The following is a 16,766-nucleotide window of genomic DNA, read 5'->3' as shown; positions in this document are numbered from 1 at the left end:
TGAGCCCAAAGAAGCACACCCGCCAGTCCTTGGTGGTAACGCGATATGAGCTGAGGCGATAACTCTGCGTTAACCTTAATGCACCACAATGGGCGTGCGGAACAGGCGGGGACGCCGATGACCGCGCCCGAAGAAGCCAAGCGCTTCCGGCCCGTATCGCTTTGGCGATGCGGGTCTTTTCTTTTCGGTCTCGTGGGCCGAGCAAAACCGGCCTGTGTTTCTTTGGGCCAGAAATATCCCGGGGGTGAGGCCAAAGGCCGAGGGGGCAGCGCCCCCTGCTACACCTGCCCCAAGGCCAGAACCGCGTTCAGTCCACCAAACGCAAACGCATTGGACAACGCGACCTCCACCTCTGCATCGCGGGCTTCGTTTGGCACCACATCAAGCGCGCATTCGGGGTCAGGCTCTTCATAACCGATGGTCGGCGCAATCACACCGTCCCGAAGCGCCATGATACACGCCAGAAGCTCCACCGCGCCGGTGCCCCCGATCAGATGTCCATGCATGGATTTCGTGGAAGACATCATCAGGTGATCCGCATGCGGTCCGAACACATCCGCGACGGCGGCACATTCGGTTTTGTCATTGGCTGCGGTTCCGGTCCCGTGCGCATTGATATAGCCCACGCGCGAGGGCGCGATACCCCCATCCTGGAGGGCCCCCAGGATCGCGCGGGCCGCACCCTGCTTGGATGGCATAACGATATCGGCAGCATCCGACGACATGGCAAACCCGATCACCTCACAAAGGATCTCGGCCCCGCGGGCGCGTGCATGCTCGTAGTCTTCAAAAACAAACACGCCAGCCCCCTCGCCCTGCACCATGCCGTTGCGCGTCGCAGAAAACGGTCGGCAGGCATCCTTGGACATCACGCGCAGCCCCTCCCATGCCTTTACGCCGCCAAAACAGAGCATGGATTCCGATCCACCGGTGATCATGGCGGTGCAGAGCCCAGACCGCACCATCTGGAACGCCTGACCCATCGCATGGTTCGATGACGCGCAGGCCGTGGCGACGGTAAAGCTGGGTCCGCGCAGGTTGAATTCCATCGAGACATGGCTGGCCGCCGCGTTGTTCATGAGCTTGGGCACAACAAAGGGATGCACCCTGTTCTTGCCCTCTTCATAAACCGCCCTGTAATTTTCGTCCTGTGTCGTCAACCCGCCGCCAGAGGTGCCAAGAACCACCCCCGAGCGATCCGCCAGGGCCCCGGAGAACTGCAGCCCCGCCTGCGCCATCGCCTGGCGCGCGGCGATCAGCGTGAACTGCGTGAACCGGTCATAGAGTGACAATTGCTGGCGGTTGAACACCGCTTCTGCGTCGTATCCCTTGACCTGCCCGCCAATCCGGATCGCCAGCCGCTCCACATCGCGGAACTCAAGCTCGGAAATGCCACAGCGCCCTTCGCGCATCGCCGCCAGCGTCGTCGGAACGTCATGGCCCAAGGCGTTGATCGTGCCCGCCCCGGTGATGACGACGCGCGTCATGCGCGCTGCTCGGCGATCAGGGCTTCGACCCCGGTCACGATATGCGCCACCGTCGAAATATCGAACTCCGAGCCCTGCGGCTCGTTGGCATTGAACGGCACGGAAATATCGAAGGCCTCCTCGATTGCAAAGATCGCTTCCACCAGCCCCATGCTGTCGATGCCAAGCGACTCCGGTGTGCTGTCCATGGCGATATCGCCCGGCTCAAGCATCGCCTGATCGGCAATGATCCCGATGACGGTCTGCTTGACGTCCTGCGTATTCATCGCTCCGGCCTCCTGTCTTCGGATTTGCCGGTGATTTAGTCATTCCCCGTGAGCTTTGAAACCGCTTTCTTGAGGTCGCCGACGTCACGGAAAAGCCGCGGCAGACGACGCAGACCCTTGTAGGTCTCGATATGCGTTTCCATCTTGACCGCCGGATAGCCTAGCATGACCCGCCCCTCGGGCACGTTCGACAGCACCACCGTCGCCCCGCCAAGGATCGCGCGATCACCGACGATCAGGTTGTCGGAGACGCCCGACTGTCCGCCAAGCACCACGTTGTTTCCAATCACGGTCGATCCCGCAACCCCCACCTGCGCACAGATCAGGCAATCACGGCCGATCTGAACATTGTGTCCGATCTGCACGAGGTTGTCGAACTTGCAGCCGGCACCGATCACCGTGTCGCGCACGGTGCCGCGGTCGATGCAGCTGTTGGCGCCGATCTCCACGTCGTCGCCGATATCCACGCCGCCCAACGAATGGATCCGCGACCATGGCTGTGCCGCGTCGGTGCCCGCCCCGCCAAGCGTCGCCCGCGCACGCTCGACGCCGGACGGCTCGGCCGTGACAAAGGAAAACCCGTCTGCGCCGATCGTGGCACCGGGATGCGCAATCACCCGCTCCCCGATCCGCACGCGGGCGCCGATCCGCACACCGCTGTGCAGCAATGCGTTGCACCCGATCCGCGCCTCCAAGCCGATATGGCATTGCGGCCCCACCACGCTGTGCGCGCCGATCTGCGCGCCCGGACCGATGACGCAGAGCGGCCCGATGGAGACCCCGGCGCCAATCTCCGCGCTCTCGTCAATCACGGCGGAGGGGTGGATCGCGCCGGTGCCGTAGCCCTGGCCGGGATCCATCATCTCCGTCAGGGCGGCCATGGTGAAGCGCGGACGCGGGGCAAGGATCGCCGCCGCAAGGCCGTAGCTCTGCCAATCGGCCCCCTCCCAGAGCATCGCCGCCCGAGCCTGTCCGCTGGCCAGCGCTTCGGCGTATTTCGGGCGCATCGCCAGCGCGATGTCTTCCGGTCCGGCCATGGCCGGTTCGGCCACCCGCACTATGGGCAAATCGGCCTGCCCCTGAACGGGCAGACCAAGCGCGCGCGCAATCTCACCAATCGTATGCGACATGAACTCTCCCGGCTTCAGGCTTTCGCCGGGACAGACTTAGCCTTGTCCCGTGCGCAGGGCCACCCCGGTATTCGCCAGAGCGTTCCAGATCTTGGCATCTCTGCCATACATGTCGCGCCGGAAATTCACCTGGCCCTTCGCGCGTGTGAAGGCGGTCCGATAAATCAGATGCACCGGGATCGGGGTATCGAGGTTGACGCGCGTGTTCTGACCCGACCGCAGGATGCGGTTGAAATAGCCCTCGGGATCGTCCTGCTGCTTGGCGAGCAAGGCATAGGCAAAGTCATGCGGGTCATTGAGCCGGACGCAGCCATGGCTGTAGGTGCGCACCTCGCGCGAGAACAGGCTCTTGGCCGGCGTGTCGTGCAGGTAAATGTTGTATTTGTTCGGGAACATGAACTTCACCGTGCCGAGCGCATTGCGCGGCCCCGGAGGCTGGCGCATCGAATACGGGAAGCTGCGTGCGGAGTATCCGGCAAAGCTCTGGCCCCGTCCCACGACGCGCCCACGGCTGTCGATGAGTTGCAGATGCCCCACCGCACCCGGATTGGCCCGCAGCTTCGGCAGGTATTCCCCGACGATGATCGAACGCGGCACGAACCAGTAGGGGTTGATGACCATATGGGTCATCTCGTCGGAAAACTCCGGCGTGCGGCGGTCGTAATCCTGATGCCCGATCACGGAGCGCGTCTGGAAGGTCAGCTTGTTGTCGTCAATGATCTCGGCATGGAAATCGGTCAGGTTCACCTTGATGTGGCGTTCGCCGAGCCCGTCGGGCAGGTTGATCCAGCGCTCCCGCTCCATCGCCACGATCACCGATTTGAGCCGTTCCTCGGGCGCGACGTTGATCTCCCGGATCGTGGACGCTCCCGCGACTCCGTCCTGCTCCAACCCATGGTCCGCCTGGAAACTGCGCACCGCTTCTGTCATGCGCGCATCGTAGGTGGCGCCAAGATGGGGTCGCAGATAGCCCATCGCCGTCAGCCGGTTGCGCAGCGCGACAACGGCGTTGCCCGCCTGCCCCGGCTCCAGCTTGCGTTCCGGCACGGCGGGGCCCCACCCGCCATGCGCGATCCGGTGTTCCAGCATCAGCTTGGCGCGCATGAGCCGCGAATATTCCGGGCTGGACGGGATCAGCGCCCGCATCGCGGCCTGCGGATCGCCAGAGATCAGCGTCGTGAGCAGCGTCTGCGCATCGCGCCGCGGCAAAACGCGCTTGATGTCACTGTCTATCTTGCCGGGATCGAGGATACCGGACTGCAGGTCATGCGCAAACCGCAGATAGGCCTGCGTCAGCGCCATTTCCGCCTCCGCACGCGCGCGGCCACTGCGTGCGCCGCGCATCTGCGCCATCAGCCCGGCCGCATCATACCGCGTGACCGGAAGACCGTGGTCGTCAGCCATGCGGATCGCTTCCAGCAAGGCCGCACGGCGGGCGCGATGGATATCGTCCGGGCCCGTCCAGACCGGCTCGAAATCCCGTGCGCGGTAAAACGCGGCAAGGGTTTCGTCCACGCCGATCGATTCCGCGATGGTCTGCTTGAAGGTGCTGAACGCGAATGAGAAGTCCGGGTCCGCGTTCTGCGCGGCAACCGGCGTCGCCGTCCAGGACGACATGAGCAGCGCCGTGCACCCCGCAGCCACGAGCGACCGCAGAACGGATGCAGAACCTCTGGAAAGAGACGGTTGAACCAAGCGGCGCATCATAATCTTCCTCGCAATCAAGTCATCGAATTCTACAACCGTTCTGAAGGATCGCAAACCGCTCTGTCCATTCACAAAACCGCCAGAACGGCCGCGATCGGGTTGCAATTTCGGATTTGACCGGAAAAGCGGCTTTTTCGCCACAGCTTTTCCAATTCGGCGAGAACCCGCGCATCGACTCTTGATCGTGACAATTTCTCCAAAACGACGCTTTAAGAAAATCTCAAATTGTGCAATGTAGATATGGCATCTGGGGAAGATGGCAGGCGCGCACAACGATGCGTGAAACAGGTAACAGCGACCACGGGACAGGCGCTTCAGACATGGCAGACATGAATTCAGGCAGCATTACGCGGCGTGGCCTTCTCGGTGCATTCGCCGCAACAGCAATCGTAGCAGCTCCAACCTATTCCAACGCGGCCGGCTTCCTGCGTGGTGGTGGCGACATTCGCCGCATCCGCATGCAATCGGGCCGGACCGGCGAGCGGATCGACATGATCTACTGGGTCGAGGGGCAGTATATTGCCGAAGCGGTGAAAGAGGTGAACTTCTTCATGCGCGACTGGCGCACCAACGATGTCAAATCCATCGATCTGCGCACCGTCGACCTCATGGCCGCCGCGCACAACCTGCTCGATGCGACCGAACCCTATCTCCTGATTTCCGGCTATCGCAGCCCGAAGACCAACGCGATGTTGCGCGCCCGCTCCAGCGGCGTGGCCAAGAATTCGCGCCATCTGCGCGGTGAAGCCGCCGATCTGCGGTTGTCGTCGCGCTCCGTAAGCCAGATCGCGCGCGCCGCGTCTGCCTGCAAAGCGGGCGGCGTGGGCCGCTATTCCAAGAGCAATTTTGTCCATATGGACTGCGGCCCGGTGCGCAGTTGGGGTCGCTAGAAACGGCACGGCCCTGCCCCGCATCACCGCCGCACCCTGCCCGTTTTACGACGGACAGAAGAGCGGTGCCGCGGTGGATGGCCCCCTTTGAACCCAAGCCCGGTCACGTCCCATGACCGAGCATAAGGCGCGTTTCGCAACGCGCCTTTTTTGTTGCGCTGTGCAGCCTGTCATTGCGCGGGACATGGGTTGGTATCAACAATCAAGGGGCCGCGCGTCTCTCCGGACGCTGCTCCACAGCCGCGGCTCCGTTGCCACCGTCAAAACCATCCAGATGTAAGGCACAGCCGGAAACCGCTTGGTGCGCAAACGGTTTTCCACGAGGCAAGGATCAAGCTTGGCCATGGCCCGAAGCCCCAAGACCCACGGCCTCCACGATCAAGACGGCCACAGGCAACACCTGCCTAACGCACTTCATCGATCAATCATGAAAGAAGAAAAGTGGCGCGGTTGACGGGGCTCGAACCCGCGACCCCCGGCGTGACAGGCCGGTACTCTAACCAACTGAGCTACAACCGCGCTTTTCATCCGGTCCGATCGTCCCAAGGCAGTGGTGGCGCGGTTGACGGGGCTCGAACCCGCGACCCCCGGCGTGACAGGCCGGTACTCTAACCAACTGAGCTACAACCGCTCACTGCCGTCGGGACCAGTCGGCCTCGGCGTGTGGGGTGTTTATGGCGCGACCTTATCCCCGTCAAGCGCTTTCCCACGCCAAAAGCAGGGAAATTTCAACTTCGCCGCCCCGACCCGAAACACACCGCCCGATCGCCCCGGTTTGCCGCCGGATCACACCCCGGTTGCGACCCTCGGCATACCACCCCACAAAGCGCGTTTGGCGGCACTGCGCCCGAGGCCACGCTGCAAGCCACGCATGGCCACCGCGCCACGCGGACAGACCCATGCGCAACACCGAGCCAGAAAATGCTTGCTTCACAACCAGATGCCGGATTTTATGTGTCGGTCTGCTCATGTTTGCTTGCCATTTCCGGCCTTGGTTTCAAGGATACTGCCTGTATGACTGCCCTCACCCGGCGGAGTTTTCTTTCCGCGAGCACGGCTGCCATCGTGCTCACACGCCCCGACCAGGCGCATGCCGCGCCGCGGATCGCCCTGCCATCCGATGTCGCCCAACGCGATGCCGCCACCGTCACCGCGATCCGCACGCGCTCTCCCGTGGTCGCCATGACATTCGACGATGGCCCGCACCCCAAGCTGACGCCGATCCTGCTCGACATGCTGAGAGCACGCAACATGCGCGCGACCTTCTACCTGATTGGCAATCGCGTGGTGAAATGGCCCGATATCGTGCGCCGTATCGCCGATGAAGGTCACGAAATCGGCAACCACAGCTGGTCGCACCCGGATCTTTCACGCCAATCCGAGTCTCGGGTCATTCAGGAGATTGACCGCACCAGCGATGCGATCTTCCGGGTCACCGGCCGCCCACCCGTGACCTTCCGCCCGCCTTACGGCGCCTTCAGCCGCCGCCAGCGCCTTATGCTCTATGAACAGCGGAACCTGCCGACAATCCTGTGGTCCGTCGATCCACAGGATTGGCGCAGACCGGGCGCCTCGGTGGTGGCAAGCCGGATCCTGAAAGGGTCGCGCCCGGGCGCCATCATCCTCAGCCACGACATCCAGTCAGGCACGGTCAACGCCATGCCCCGAACGCTGGACGGGCTGGCCGCGCGCGGGCTGAAATTCGGCACCATGAGCCAGATGATGGGATGGCCGCTCTGGCAGTCCCGGCGGTTCCGCCGCGTGTCCGCGGGCTGACCGGCACTCCCGGCTTCGCCTGTCTCCAGCAAGGCGCGGGCTCCACCGAATCCGGTCCCGCAGGCCGAATGCTCACCCCGCGAGGGGTGGCCCCGCCCGAGTCTCGCCACACCCAAACCGGCGTGCCACACGCTCACCCCGCGCGAGCTGGCCTCGCGCGAGTCTCGCCACACCCAACCCGGCGTGCCACACGCTCACCCCGCGCGGGCTGGCCCCGCGCGAGTCTCGCCACGTCCGGACGACACGGGAAGGCGCGCATAGCGCTCTCCGCCCCGCGCGCCCCGACGAACCAGGTCACCCGCCGAGGCTCGCTCCCGGCTCCCCGCATCCGCTTGGCACAGGCCGGGTCAACGCTCGGGCAGCGGGATAAATTCCTTGTCATCCCCCGCAGGCAGGGTGAACCGACCATGGGTCCAGTCTTCCCGGCGCCAGGCCTCCTTGGCCTCCTCGATACGCTCCTTCGACGACGCGACGAAGTTCCACCAGATGTAACGCGGTCCTTCCAGCGTCTCGCCACCGAGCAGCATCAATCGTGCGCCCTGCGCCCCGGCCTTGAGAGACACCTTGTCGCCGGGCCGGAACACCATCATCTGCCCCGCGTCAAACCGGTCTCCGGCCACCACAACGGACCCTTCGACCACATAAACGCCGCGGTCCTCGTGGTTGTCAGGCAGCGGGATCGCCGCGCCGGCCTGCAACACCACATCGGCATAGAACATCTCCGACGCGGTCTCCACCGGCGCGCGCGCGCCGTATGCGTTCCCGAGAATCAACCGTAATTCTTTGCCCTCGCCCTCGATCACCGGCAGCTCCCCTGCCCCCGCATGGATGAACTCCGCCGGACGGTCCTCGTGATCCTTCGGCAGCGCCACCCAGGTCTGGATTCCGAAAAAAGGCATCGGATCGGTCTGCGTCACGTCATCCGTGCGCTCGGAATGCGTGATGCCATGCCCCGCCACCATCCAGTTCACGGCCCCCGGCTCGATCCATTGATCCGTGCCAAGGCTGTCGCGATGGTGCATCCGCCCACGGTAAAGATAGCTGATCGTCGCCAGCCCGATATGGGGATGCGGCCGCACATCAAGCCCCCGTGTGGGCAGAAACTCCGCAGGCCCCATCTGGTCGAAGAAGATGAACGGCCCGACCATCTGGCGCTTCGGCGCGGGCAAGGCCCGGCGGACCTCCAGCGCGCCAAGATCACGGGCGCGCGGGACGATCACGGTGTCAATGGCATCCACCTCGTCCCCCGTAGGACAATGCGGATCAAGTGCCGGGTTCCAACTCATGCTCTTGGCCTCCCAAAAATACGGTGTTGCCCCAACATACCCATGCGCACGCTCACAGAAACCCTCAATATATGATAAATCATGTGCGATAACGCACAGATTACAGCGGTCCCATGATCTGTTGTGCCGGAGCGACACGCTTGATACCCCTTGGGTCAACAACGGGAGCGACACGATGTCAGACGAAAACGAACCCAAGCGGGACGAACCGCCCCTCACCGACGAGGGCCCGTCCGCCACGGAGGACACGCCCGCGATGCTGGAATTTGGCTGGGAGGAGTGGATCTCCCTGCCCGATCTCGGCCTGCCGGCGCTGCGCGCCAAGGTCGATACCGGCGCGCGCACCTCCGCCCTGCATGCCTCCGACATCGAAACCTTCGGGCCGGCCTCCGCACCCAAGGTGCGCTTTACCGTGCACCCCGTGCCCGGGCGCGACGATCTGATCATCCCCTGTTCGGCGCGGATCATCGATAGGCGCACCGTGACCTCGTCGAATGGCGAGAGCGAACAGCGCTACGTGATCGCCTCCTCGATCCGCGTCGGCGAGGAGAGCTGGCGCATCGAGATGACGCTGACCGACCGCTCGTCCATGGCCTCGCGCATGCTGCTGGGCCGCGAGGCGCTGAAGGACCACATCACCATCGTCGCCACCGAGCGCTTCCAGCAACCCAAGCTGAGCTACGACGTCTATACAAGCTCCCGGGTCCGCTCCGCCGCGCCCAACCGCAGCCTGCGCATCGCCGTGCTCAGCCGCGAGGACAATTACTCCACCCGCCGCCTTGTCGAGGAAGGCGAGGCGCGCGGCCACACGGTCGAGGTGATCGACACCACGCGCTGCTACATGGCGATCAACGCGCTCTCTCCGGAAGTGCATTACGACGGCAAGCGCCTGCCCCGCTACGACGCCGTGATCCCGCGCATCGGCGCCTCGATCACCAGCTACGGCACCGCCGTCATCCGCCAGTTCGAAACCATCGGCACCTTCTGCCTGAACGGCTCCGACGGCATCTCGTCGAGCCGCGACAAGCTCTACGCGCACCAGCTGATGGCGCGCCACAAGATCGGCATGCCCAACACCGCCTTTGCGGCCTCGCCCAAGGACACTGACAGCCTGATGCGCCTCGTCGGCACCGCGCCGCTGATCGTCAAACTGCTCGAATCGACGCAAGGAAAGGGCGTTGTGCTGGCCGAGACCAAAAAAGCCGCGCAATCGGTGATCGACGCGTTCCGCGGTCTCAAGGCCAATTTCCTCGTGCAGGATTTTGTCAAGGAAGCCGCCGGTGAAGACATCCGCTGCCTTGTTGTCGGCGGCAAGGTTGTGGCGGCGATGAAGCGCACCGGCGCGGAGGGCGATTTCCGCTCCAACCTGCATCGCGGCGGATCAGCCAAGGTTGTGCGCATCTCCAAGGAAGAGCGCGACGTCGCCGTGCGCGCCGCCAAGGCCTTCAAGCTGAGCCTTGCAGGCGTCGATCTGCTGCGCTCGGAATCGGGTCCGAAAGTGCTTGAGGTCAACTCGAGCCCCGGCCTTGAAGGCATTGAAACCGCAACAAAAAAGAACATCGCAGGCAAGGTGTTTGAGGCCATCGAAACCCAGGTCCGCCCGATGCCCACACGCTCGCGCAAACTGCTCGACAAAGGCTCGGAGTAACCCGCTCGCACCCCGCCGCCGCGCGCGCCCTCTGCGCCCCGCGCGCCCCAAGGTGCTGCCAGCCCCACAAGGTGCCGCCAGCCCCACCGTGCCCACGCCCACGTTTCTTTGGGCTCCAAATATCCCGGGGGTCCGGGGGCAGCGCCCCCGGCTGGCCCGCGCGTCAGGCACAGTTCCGGCCTATGCCGCCTTTTTCGCCGTGCCCATATACTGGATCCACGTCACCGGCACCGGCCCGAAGGTCAGGTCGCCACGCCGGGTGATCCCGCGCGGCCCCAGCCCGGTAAGCGTCTCTTCCGCTAGGCCCACGCGCGCCATGGCATCGCGCAGATCGCGCGGCTTTATGAACATCGCCGGATCATGCGTGCCCTTGGGCAGGATGCCCACCACGTCCTCCGCCATGGTCACCGCCACAAAGGACGCCAGCGCGTTGCGGTTGATCGTGTCATAGAAAAACCGCCCCCCCGGCTTGAGAACCCGCGCCACCTCCGCCAACGTCTGGTCGAGATCGGCCACATGTTCGAGCACATCGACGCAAACCACCGCGTCAAACACCCCATCCTCATAAGGCAAGGCCTCGCCCACACCTTTGTCATAGCGGATGTCCAGCCCTTCAGAGGCGGCATGCGCCCGCGCCGCCTCCAGCGCCTCAGCCGCCGGGTCGATCCCGGTCACCTGCGCGCCGCGCGCCGCCAGCGCCTCGGCCATGAAGCCACCCGCGCAGCCCAGATCGAGCACCCGCTTGCCGCTCCAATTGATCTGCTTGTCGAAGTGCCGGAACCGCCCCGGCACGAGGTTCTTCAGCGTCCGCACCCAGCGGATCTCGTCGGACCACCATTGCGCCGCCACCTTGTCGTAGATCGCAAGGTCATTGCGTGTTCTGTCAGCCATCCACCACATCCTTTTGTCCCGCGCCCGGCACCATATAGGGCGTGTGCGCCTTGTATCTGTGCCAATCGCTGCCATAACGCCGGGCGAAGCGGCGTTCCTTGAGCACCGGTGCGGCAAGGCAATAGGCGGTCAGCACAAGCGCCAGAACCAGCTGGTCCGGCGTCCAGATCGGCACCGTCCAGAGCGTCAACGCAAAGCTGAGATAGATCGGCTGCCGGATCACCCGGAACAGCCCCCGGCGCGGCATCGGCGGGTATTCGGGCCGCCGCCGTCCCGACAGCATCGTCAACCATCCCAGCGCGCCCGACTGCACTTCCGCGCCCGCATCCCAGCTCGCCTTGATGAGCAACAGCCACGCCGCCGCGTATGCCGCGCAGAGCAACCAGAACACCGCGCCTTCCGCGCGCCACCAGACCACGCCAGAGGGTGTCCACAGCAAGAACAGCGCGGCGAGTTGCAGACTGGCGATCACCGCAAAGCTCGACGTGGCCAGCACCGGCCCCCACGGCCCCGGCACCACCCGCGCCACGAGCCTTGCGCCCCGCCCGTTGAGCAATAGCGTGTGCAGCAGAGGGAATTGCAGCACCAGCAGCGCGTTCGCGAACCACGCCCAAGGGGGTGGCACGGTGCCGAAGCTCTGGCTCATGCCGTAGAACATGGCCCAGATCATCGCGATCACCGCCACGCCAAACACCGCATGGGTCACAAGACCGACCAGCAGCGCCGCGCCCATCCGCGCCCGCCCCGCCGCCGGGCGCAACGCGCCACCAAGCAACCGGCCCAGCCGTTCGAAATGATCCTCTGGCGGTGTCGCCATGCCTGCGCCCCTTTCTGACCCTGCTCGTTCCGACGCGGCCCGCAAAGCCCGCTCCACGCGGCCGCATCGCGCCCGCACCGTCGAGCTAGAGTGCCCCGCGCACCAATCCACCCCCCTCGTGGCCCTTTACCCTGCCCCGGCTTTTTCCTATATCTTTTGTCGACTATCCGACGGCCGTGATACGCCGTCGGTCCCGACCTGACACATTCGCCTGAAAGGGACCCGCCCATGAACGATGCCAGCCCCCCGCTCGAAGGCGCCCCGCTGATCGCCCCCTCGAGCACGGAGCATCCGCTTTACGACCAGATCGTCGAGGCATGCCGCAGCGTCTACGACCCTGAAATTCCTGTAAACATCTACGATCTTGGGCTCGTCTACACCATCGAGATCAACGACGCCGCAGAGGTGCGCGTGATCATGACCCTAACAGCGCCGGGCTGCCCGGTGGCCGGCGAGATGCCCGGCTGGCTGGCGGAAGCCATCGAGCCGATCCCCGGCGTCAAACAGGTCGATGTGGAGATCACCTGGGATCCGCCCTGGGGCATGGACATGATGTCTGACGAGGCGCGGCTCGAACTGGGTTTCATGTGAGCCAGAGCCGCCCGCGTCGTCCCGACGACGCAGAGCGCGTGGAGCCGGACGCCCCCGGCGCCGGGACCACATCGGCCAATCCCGCACCGCCGGACCGCTCCGAATACGAGAAGATGATCTCCGGGGCGTTCTACCGTCCCGGCGACCCGGATCTGGTGGCCGCGCGCCGCCGCGCCCAGAGCCTGATGCGCGACTACAATGCCACCGTCTATGGCGACACGGAGACCCGCGACGCGATCCTGTCCGAACTGATCGGAAGCGCGGGCCCGGATTGCGCGCTGCGCACGCCACTCTACGTGGATTACGGTAGCAACATCACCCTCGGCGCAGAGGTGTTCTGCAATTATGGATGCGTGCTGCTCGATGTCTGCCCGATCTCGATCGGCGACAAGACCCAGATCGGCCCCTATGTGCAGATCCTCACCGCCGACCACCCGCGCGACCCCGCTGGCCGCGATGCCGGGCTCGAATTTGGCCAGCCGGTGCATATCGGGCGCAATGTCTGGATTGGCGGCGGTGCGATCATCCTGCCCGGCGTCACCGTCGGCGACGACGCGGTGATCGGCGCCGGTGCGGTGGTGACGCGCGATGTCGCACCCGGCACGACCGTGGGTGGCAATCCCGCGCGCCCGCTTGCGAAATCACCGACGGCACCCTAACTTCAGGACAAAGGAGATCCCCGATGTTCGGCATTCCAGGCAAACAGGCCGTGACCATGACCCCGGCGGCAGTCCGCCAGATCACCAGGCTCATGGAGCGTGATGGCCGCCACGGCCTCAAGATCGGCATCAAGAAGGGCGGCTGCGCAGGCATGGAATACACCATGGACTATGTGGATGCTGCAGAGCCCAGCGATGAGGTCGTCGAGCAGGACGGCGCCCGCATCCTGATTGCGCCCATGGCCCAGATGTTCCTCTTCGGCACGGAAATCGACTACGAAACCTCCCTGCTGGAAAGCGGCTTCAAGTTCCGCAATCCCAACGTCACCGATGCCTGTGGATGCGGTGAGTCGATCAAGTTCAAGGATGTTGCCGAGCTCGAAGCCGAACGCAACGGCTGACCCGCCATGGGCGTCGCGCAATCCGATATCGACGCGACGCTCGAACTCTTCGCCCCTCTGGGAGAGCTTCGCACCCGCCGCATGATGGGCGGGCTGTGCCTCTATCACCGCGATACGATCTTCGCCATCCTGCGATCCGACGGGCAGATCCTGATCAAGGGCGGCGACGGCTTCGGCGCAACGCTCGAAGCGCGCGGCGGCACGCGGTGGGTCTACACACGCAAGACCGGCAAGGCCGGGGTGATGCCCTACTGGACCCTGCCAGACGACTGCCTCGACGACCCCGATGCCGCCGTGGCTTTGGCGCGCGAGGCGTTCGCCCATCTCTAGGGACCGGCCGTCTTGAGCAAGCACGCGGCACGGAAAACGGCCTGTGCTCCGTCGCCGGGATGTCGCGGATAATGCTGGATCCCTTTGCCAAGGCACCACGCGGCTGCCAGCCTGGCTTTCGCCGCGCCCAGACCGGTCTGCAGGATATTGCCCATCCTGCGCTACAGGCCGCCCCAATAGAAAACGGGTCCCGCGGGTATGCGCTTTGTCCGGAACAAAACCCGGCACCGCTCGCGTTGCACATCAACGGGTCCTGACCCGATGCGCGGCGGCTTGACCCCGCGGGTCCGGTTGACCTTGCGCCCCGTCTGGCGATGATGGGCCAAACAACGAAGGAACAGCATATGCGCCGCAAACTTGCCGCCGGAAACTGGAAGATGAACGGGCTCTCCGCCGCATTGGCCGAGCTTGACGCGCTTGGCGATCAGAGCGCCAGCGCCGCCGAGGTGCTGATCTGCCCGCCCGCAACGCTGATCGCCGCCGCCGCCTCCCGCGTATCGGGCATCGCCATCGGCGGGCAGGACTGTCATGCCGCGCAAAGCGGCGCGCATACCGGCGATATCGCCGCGTCCATGCTTGCCGATGCCGGGGCATCGCATGTCATCCTTGGACATTCCGAACGCCGCGCCGATCATGGCGAGGACGATTACACCGTCGCCACGAAGGCGATTGCCGCCTGGGAAGCCGGTCTCGTTGCGGTGATCTGTGTCGGCGAAACCCTCGATGACCGCGAGGCGGGCCGCACGCTCGACGTGGTTGGCACGCAGCTCTCTGGCTCCGTACCCGATGGCGCAAGCGCGGCCAACACCGTGATCGCCTATGAACCGGTCTGGGCCATTGGCACCGGCAAGGTGCCCACCACGGAGCAGATCGCCGAGGTGCATGACGATCTGCGTGCCCGGCTCGTGGGTCGGTTCGGCGCGGAGGGCGATGGGATGCGGCTGCTCTATGGCGGCTCGGTCAAGGCCAGCAACGCGGATGAGATCTTTGCCACCTCCAATGTCGACGGCGCGCTGGTGGGCGGCGCATCGCTCAAGGCCGCGGATTTCGGTCCGATCATCGACGCGCTCAACGCCAGCTGATCCACGCAACCCGGTCGGCACCGGCCGCAAAACCCGCGCATCCTGCGCCACCTCTGCGGCGCAAGGCGTGGTGCGGGTCCGCTCGCCGCGCAGAGCCCAACGGCGATCCTTTGAGCACCGACCCCTTCGGCACGGGCTTCACCGACCAAGCCGACAGGGCACGTGACCGAAAACGCCGCCTCACGCGCCCTGCCCGCCCCTCGCCGCCTATCCGCCAGAAGACGCACAGCCACCATCGGGCAGGCACCGCTGCGCGGCCTGCTTCACCGCCGCACGGCCTGTTTCAACGGGCGCGGAAACGCTCCTTTGGCGCACCGCCCGTCCCCGCGCCACCGCGCCCCGCGCCACTGGCCCACCTCGACACCACCGACCCACACCCGCGCCACCGGCCAGGCTGCACAGCACCAGCCCCCGTCTCATCCTGCCGCGCCCGGTTGCGGCGCCGATGCGCCCGCTTTTCTGCGCCCCTCCCGAAGCCAGCCCCCTTGCGCGCCCGATCAAGCCCGGCCACTCTGCGCTCACGATGCAGCGTTTCTCCCAATCTCCCACCGACCCCACCTTCGTGCAGAACCCCTACCCGGTCTACGCCGCGATGCGGGAAGCCGGACCGCTTGTCTGGTGGGAGGACTACGCGATGGTCTGTGCCACGCGCCACGACACTGTGCACAGCCTGCTGCGCGACCGCCGGTTCGGGCGCGAGATCCCGCCCGAGCAGGTCACAGCGCCCGCCGCGCACCTCGCGCCTTTTTACGCGGTCGAGGCTCATTCCATGCTGGAGCTGGAACCCCCGCGACACACCCGGTTGCGCGGCCTTGTGCTGCGCGCCTTCACCAGCCGCCGGATCAAGGCGCTCGGCCCCGAAATCACCGCCCTCGCCCATGATCGGATCGACCGCTTTCCCGCGCCAGGCACCCCGTTTGATCTGCTCGACGCGTTCTGCCGCCCCATCCCGGTCATCGTGATCTGCCGTCTGCTTGGCGTGCCCGAAAGCATGGGCGACCAGCTTCTGGCGTGGTCCGCGGACATGGTCGCGATGTATCAGGCCCGCCGCGACCGCGCCATCGAAGAGGCCGCCGCCCGGGCCGCAACCGCGTTTTCCGACTTTCTGCGCGACTACATCGCCAAACGCGAAACCGACCCGCGCGACGACCTGATCTCCCATCTCATCGCCGCGCGGGATGCGGGCGACCGGCTCAGCGCGGATGAGCTCATCACCACCTGCATCCTGCTGCTCAATGCCGGGCACGAGGCCACCGTGCACAGCATGGGCAACGGCATTGCGCGACTGCTCGACGCATCGCACACCGTCACGCCCGCCAATGCCGAAGCGAGTGTCGAGGAAATCCTCCGCATCGACCCGCCGCTGCACATGTTCACGCGCTATGCCTATGAGGAGGCCGAGATCGCCGGGCATGTCTTCAAACGCGGCGATCAGGTGGCGCTGCTGCTCGGATCCGCCGGGCGCGATGCGTCGGTCTGGCCCGATCCGGACCGGTTCGATGTAACCCGCCCTCTGAGGCCCGCGCATATTGCCTTTGGCGGCGGGCTGCATTTCTGCGTCGGAGCGCCGCTGGCGCGGCTCGAGCTCAGCGCCGCGCTGCCGGTTCTGTTCGCACGCTGCCCCGATCTGCGGCTCGCGGCGCCGCCGCGTTACGCCGACCTCTATCACTTCCACGGGCTGGACGCCCTCATGGTGACCCGCTGACCCGGCCCCCGACGCGCGCCACCCGAGCGGTCCGATCAGCCAGCCATCCGGACCGCCCCAACGCCCGCAGCCGCCACAGCGCGCCCCTGCTTCTTTGGGC

General features: G+C 65.3%; 16 protein-coding genes and 2 tRNA genes. 9 read left to right on the top strand and 9 right to left on the bottom strand.

Features of this window, described 5'->3' with window-relative positions; all coding sequences use genetic code 11:
* Positions 1–278 precede the first annotated feature (278 nt).
* Genes J1C49_RS07095 through J1C49_RS07080 form a run of 4 tightly spaced genes read right to left on the bottom strand, consistent with a single transcriptional unit; the run spans position 279 to position 4,500 of the window.
* Entirely contained in the window at positions 279–1,487 is a 1,209-nt protein-coding gene (locus tag J1C49_RS07095) for a beta-ketoacyl synthase (RefSeq protein ID WP_227445109.1), read from the bottom strand.
* Positions 1,484–1,753 (bottom strand): acyl carrier protein, encoded by a 270-nt coding sequence (locus J1C49_RS07090; RefSeq protein ID WP_227445108.1) that lies wholly within the window; start codon positions 1,751–1,753, stop codon positions 1,484–1,486. The genes J1C49_RS07095 and J1C49_RS07090 overlap by 4 nt, the downstream gene beginning before the upstream one ends.
* 35 nt (positions 1,754–1,788) lie before the next feature.
* Entirely contained in the window at positions 1,789–2,883 is a 1,095-nt protein-coding gene (lpxD, locus tag J1C49_RS07085) for a UDP-3-O-(3-hydroxymyristoyl)glucosamine N-acyltransferase (RefSeq protein ID WP_227445107.1), read from the bottom strand.
* A gap of 36 nt (positions 2,884–2,919) precedes the next feature.
* Positions 2,920–4,500 (bottom strand): murein L,D-transpeptidase, encoded by a 1,581-nt coding sequence (locus J1C49_RS07080; protein WP_227445106.1) that lies wholly within the window; start codon positions 4,498–4,500, stop codon positions 2,920–2,922.
* 410 nt (positions 4,501–4,910) lie between these two features.
* Between J1C49_RS07080 and J1C49_RS07075 the strand changes: the two genes are divergently transcribed.
* Positions 4,911–5,480 (top strand): DUF882 domain-containing protein, encoded by a 570-nt coding sequence (locus tag J1C49_RS07075; protein ID WP_227445105.1) that lies wholly within the window; start codon positions 4,911–4,913, stop codon positions 5,478–5,480.
* A gap of 442 nt (positions 5,481–5,922) precedes the next feature.
* On the opposite strand, the gene J1C49_RS07070 is transcribed toward J1C49_RS07075, so the two are convergent.
* Positions 5,923–5,999: transfer RNA gene (locus J1C49_RS07070), tRNA-Asp, on the bottom strand.
* A 35-nt stretch (positions 6,000–6,034) separates the two neighbouring features.
* A tRNA-Asp gene (locus tag J1C49_RS07065) sits at positions 6,035–6,111 on the bottom strand.
* Positions 6,112–6,494: 383 nt separating this feature from the next.
* On the opposite strand from J1C49_RS07065, the gene J1C49_RS07060 reads away from it, so the two are divergent.
* The gene (locus J1C49_RS07060; protein ID WP_227445104.1) at positions 6,495–7,256 is read left to right on the top strand and encodes a polysaccharide deacetylase family protein; all 762 of its coding nucleotides are present in this window, start codon (positions 6,495–6,497) and stop codon (positions 7,254–7,256) included.
* Positions 7,257–7,603: 347 nt separating this feature from the next.
* Here the strand turns inward: J1C49_RS07060 and J1C49_RS07055 are convergent, their stop codons facing one another.
* Complete coding sequence (locus J1C49_RS07055) at positions 7,604–8,542, bottom strand: pirin family protein (protein WP_227445103.1); 939 nt, start codon at positions 8,540–8,542, stop codon at positions 7,604–7,606.
* A 256-nt stretch (positions 8,543–8,798) separates the two neighbouring features.
* Between J1C49_RS07055 and rimK the strand changes: the two genes are divergently transcribed.
* Positions 8,799–10,190, top strand: a complete 1,392-nt coding sequence (gene rimK / locus J1C49_RS07050; protein ID WP_227445132.1) for a 30S ribosomal protein S6--L-glutamate ligase — start codon at positions 8,799–8,801, stop codon at positions 10,188–10,190.
* A 180-nt stretch (positions 10,191–10,370) separates the two neighbouring features.
* Here the strand turns inward: rimK and ubiG are convergent, their stop codons facing one another.
* Together ubiG and J1C49_RS07040 are read right to left on the bottom strand one after the other, a co-directional pair.
* On the bottom strand, positions 10,371–11,081 hold the full coding sequence (ubiG, locus tag J1C49_RS07045) for a bifunctional 2-polyprenyl-6-hydroxyphenol methylase/3-demethylubiquinol 3-O-methyltransferase UbiG (RefSeq protein ID WP_227445102.1): 711 nt from the start codon (positions 11,079–11,081) through the stop codon (positions 10,371–10,373).
* The gene (locus J1C49_RS07040; protein WP_227445101.1) at positions 11,074–11,898 is read right to left on the bottom strand and encodes an isoprenylcysteine carboxylmethyltransferase family protein; all 825 of its coding nucleotides are present in this window, start codon (positions 11,896–11,898) and stop codon (positions 11,074–11,076) included. Before J1C49_RS07040 ends, ubiG begins: the two co-directional genes overlap by 8 nt.
* A gap of 228 nt (positions 11,899–12,126) precedes the next feature.
* Between J1C49_RS07040 and J1C49_RS07035 the strand changes: the two genes are divergently transcribed.
* From J1C49_RS07035 to J1C49_RS07010, 6 genes are all read left to right on the top strand, one after another.
* Positions 12,127–12,489 (top strand): SUF system Fe-S cluster assembly protein, encoded by a 363-nt coding sequence (locus tag J1C49_RS07035; protein WP_227445100.1) that lies wholly within the window; start codon positions 12,127–12,129, stop codon positions 12,487–12,489.
* Between the two features lie 113 nt (positions 12,490–12,602).
* Complete coding sequence (locus J1C49_RS07030; protein ID WP_227445131.1) at positions 12,603–13,148, top strand: sugar O-acetyltransferase; 546 nt, start codon at positions 12,603–12,605, stop codon at positions 13,146–13,148.
* 23 nt (positions 13,149–13,171) lie between these two features.
* Entirely contained in the window at positions 13,172–13,549 is a 378-nt protein-coding gene (locus tag J1C49_RS07025) for an iron-sulfur cluster assembly accessory protein (protein ID WP_227445099.1), read from the top strand.
* A 6-nt stretch (positions 13,550–13,555) separates the two neighbouring features.
* Positions 13,556–13,879: a TfoX/Sxy family protein gene (locus tag J1C49_RS07020; RefSeq protein WP_227445098.1), complete on the top strand. Its 324-nt coding sequence runs from the start codon at positions 13,556–13,558 to the stop codon at positions 13,877–13,879.
* A gap of 344 nt (positions 13,880–14,223) precedes the next feature.
* Positions 14,224–14,961: a triose-phosphate isomerase gene (tpiA, locus tag J1C49_RS07015; RefSeq protein ID WP_227445097.1), complete on the top strand. Its 738-nt coding sequence runs from the start codon at positions 14,224–14,226 to the stop codon at positions 14,959–14,961.
* Between the two features lie 523 nt (positions 14,962–15,484).
* Positions 15,485–16,666 carry a cytochrome P450 gene (locus J1C49_RS07010; RefSeq protein WP_227445096.1) on the top strand — a complete coding sequence of 394 codons (1,182 nt, stop codon included), beginning with the start codon at positions 15,485–15,487 and terminating at the stop codon, positions 16,664–16,666.
* Positions 16,667–16,766 lie beyond the last annotated feature (100 nt).

This window comes from Cognatishimia sp. F0-27, from assembly GCF_020667845.1.
Lineage (GTDB): Bacteria > Pseudomonadota > Alphaproteobacteria > Rhodobacterales > Rhodobacteraceae > JAFMPQ01.
The sequence above is the reverse complement of the archived record's forward strand: the minus strand, read 5'-3'. Positions and strand labels throughout refer to the sequence as shown.

Coding starts and splice junctions, on each gene's coding strand:
- J1C49_RS07025 (WP_227445099.1), top strand. CDS start 13,172: ATGTTCGGCATTCCAGGCAAACAGGCCGTGACCATGACCCCGGCGGCA.
- J1C49_RS07095 (WP_227445109.1), bottom strand. CDS start 1,487: ATGACGCGCGTCGTCATCACCGGGGCGGGCACGATCAACGCCTTGGGC.
- J1C49_RS07090 (WP_227445108.1), bottom strand. CDS start 1,753: ATGAATACGCAGGACGTCAAGCAGACCGTCATCGGGATCATTGCCGAT.
- J1C49_RS07075 (WP_227445105.1), top strand. CDS start 4,911: ATGGCAGACATGAATTCAGGCAGCATTACGCGGCGTGGCCTTCTCGGT.
- J1C49_RS07030 (WP_227445131.1), top strand. CDS start 12,603: ATGATCTCCGGGGCGTTCTACCGTCCCGGCGACCCGGATCTGGTGGCC.
- tpiA (WP_227445097.1), top strand. CDS start 14,224: ATGCGCCGCAAACTTGCCGCCGGAAACTGGAAGATGAACGGGCTCTCC.
- J1C49_RS07040 (WP_227445101.1), bottom strand. CDS start 11,898: ATGGCGACACCGCCAGAGGATCATTTCGAACGGCTGGGCCGGTTGCTT.
- J1C49_RS07055 (WP_227445103.1), bottom strand. CDS start 8,542: ATGAGTTGGAACCCGGCACTTGATCCGCATTGTCCTACGGGGGACGAG.
- J1C49_RS07035 (WP_227445100.1), top strand. CDS start 12,127: ATGAACGATGCCAGCCCCCCGCTCGAAGGCGCCCCGCTGATCGCCCCC.
- rimK (WP_227445132.1), top strand. CDS start 8,799: ATGCTGGAATTTGGCTGGGAGGAGTGGATCTCCCTGCCCGATCTCGGC.
- J1C49_RS07020 (WP_227445098.1), top strand. CDS start 13,556: ATGGGCGTCGCGCAATCCGATATCGACGCGACGCTCGAACTCTTCGCC.
- J1C49_RS07060 (WP_227445104.1), top strand. CDS start 6,495: ATGACTGCCCTCACCCGGCGGAGTTTTCTTTCCGCGAGCACGGCTGCC.
- lpxD (WP_227445107.1), bottom strand. CDS start 2,883: ATGTCGCATACGATTGGTGAGATTGCGCGCGCGCTTGGTCTGCCCGTT.
- J1C49_RS07080 (WP_227445106.1), bottom strand. CDS start 4,500: ATGTCGTCCTGGACGGCGACGCCGGTTGCCGCGCAGAACGCGGACCCG.
- ubiG (WP_227445102.1), bottom strand. CDS start 11,081: ATGGCTGACAGAACACGCAATGACCTTGCGATCTACGACAAGGTGGCG.
- J1C49_RS07010 (WP_227445096.1), top strand. CDS start 15,485: ATGCAGCGTTTCTCCCAATCTCCCACCGACCCCACCTTCGTGCAGAAC.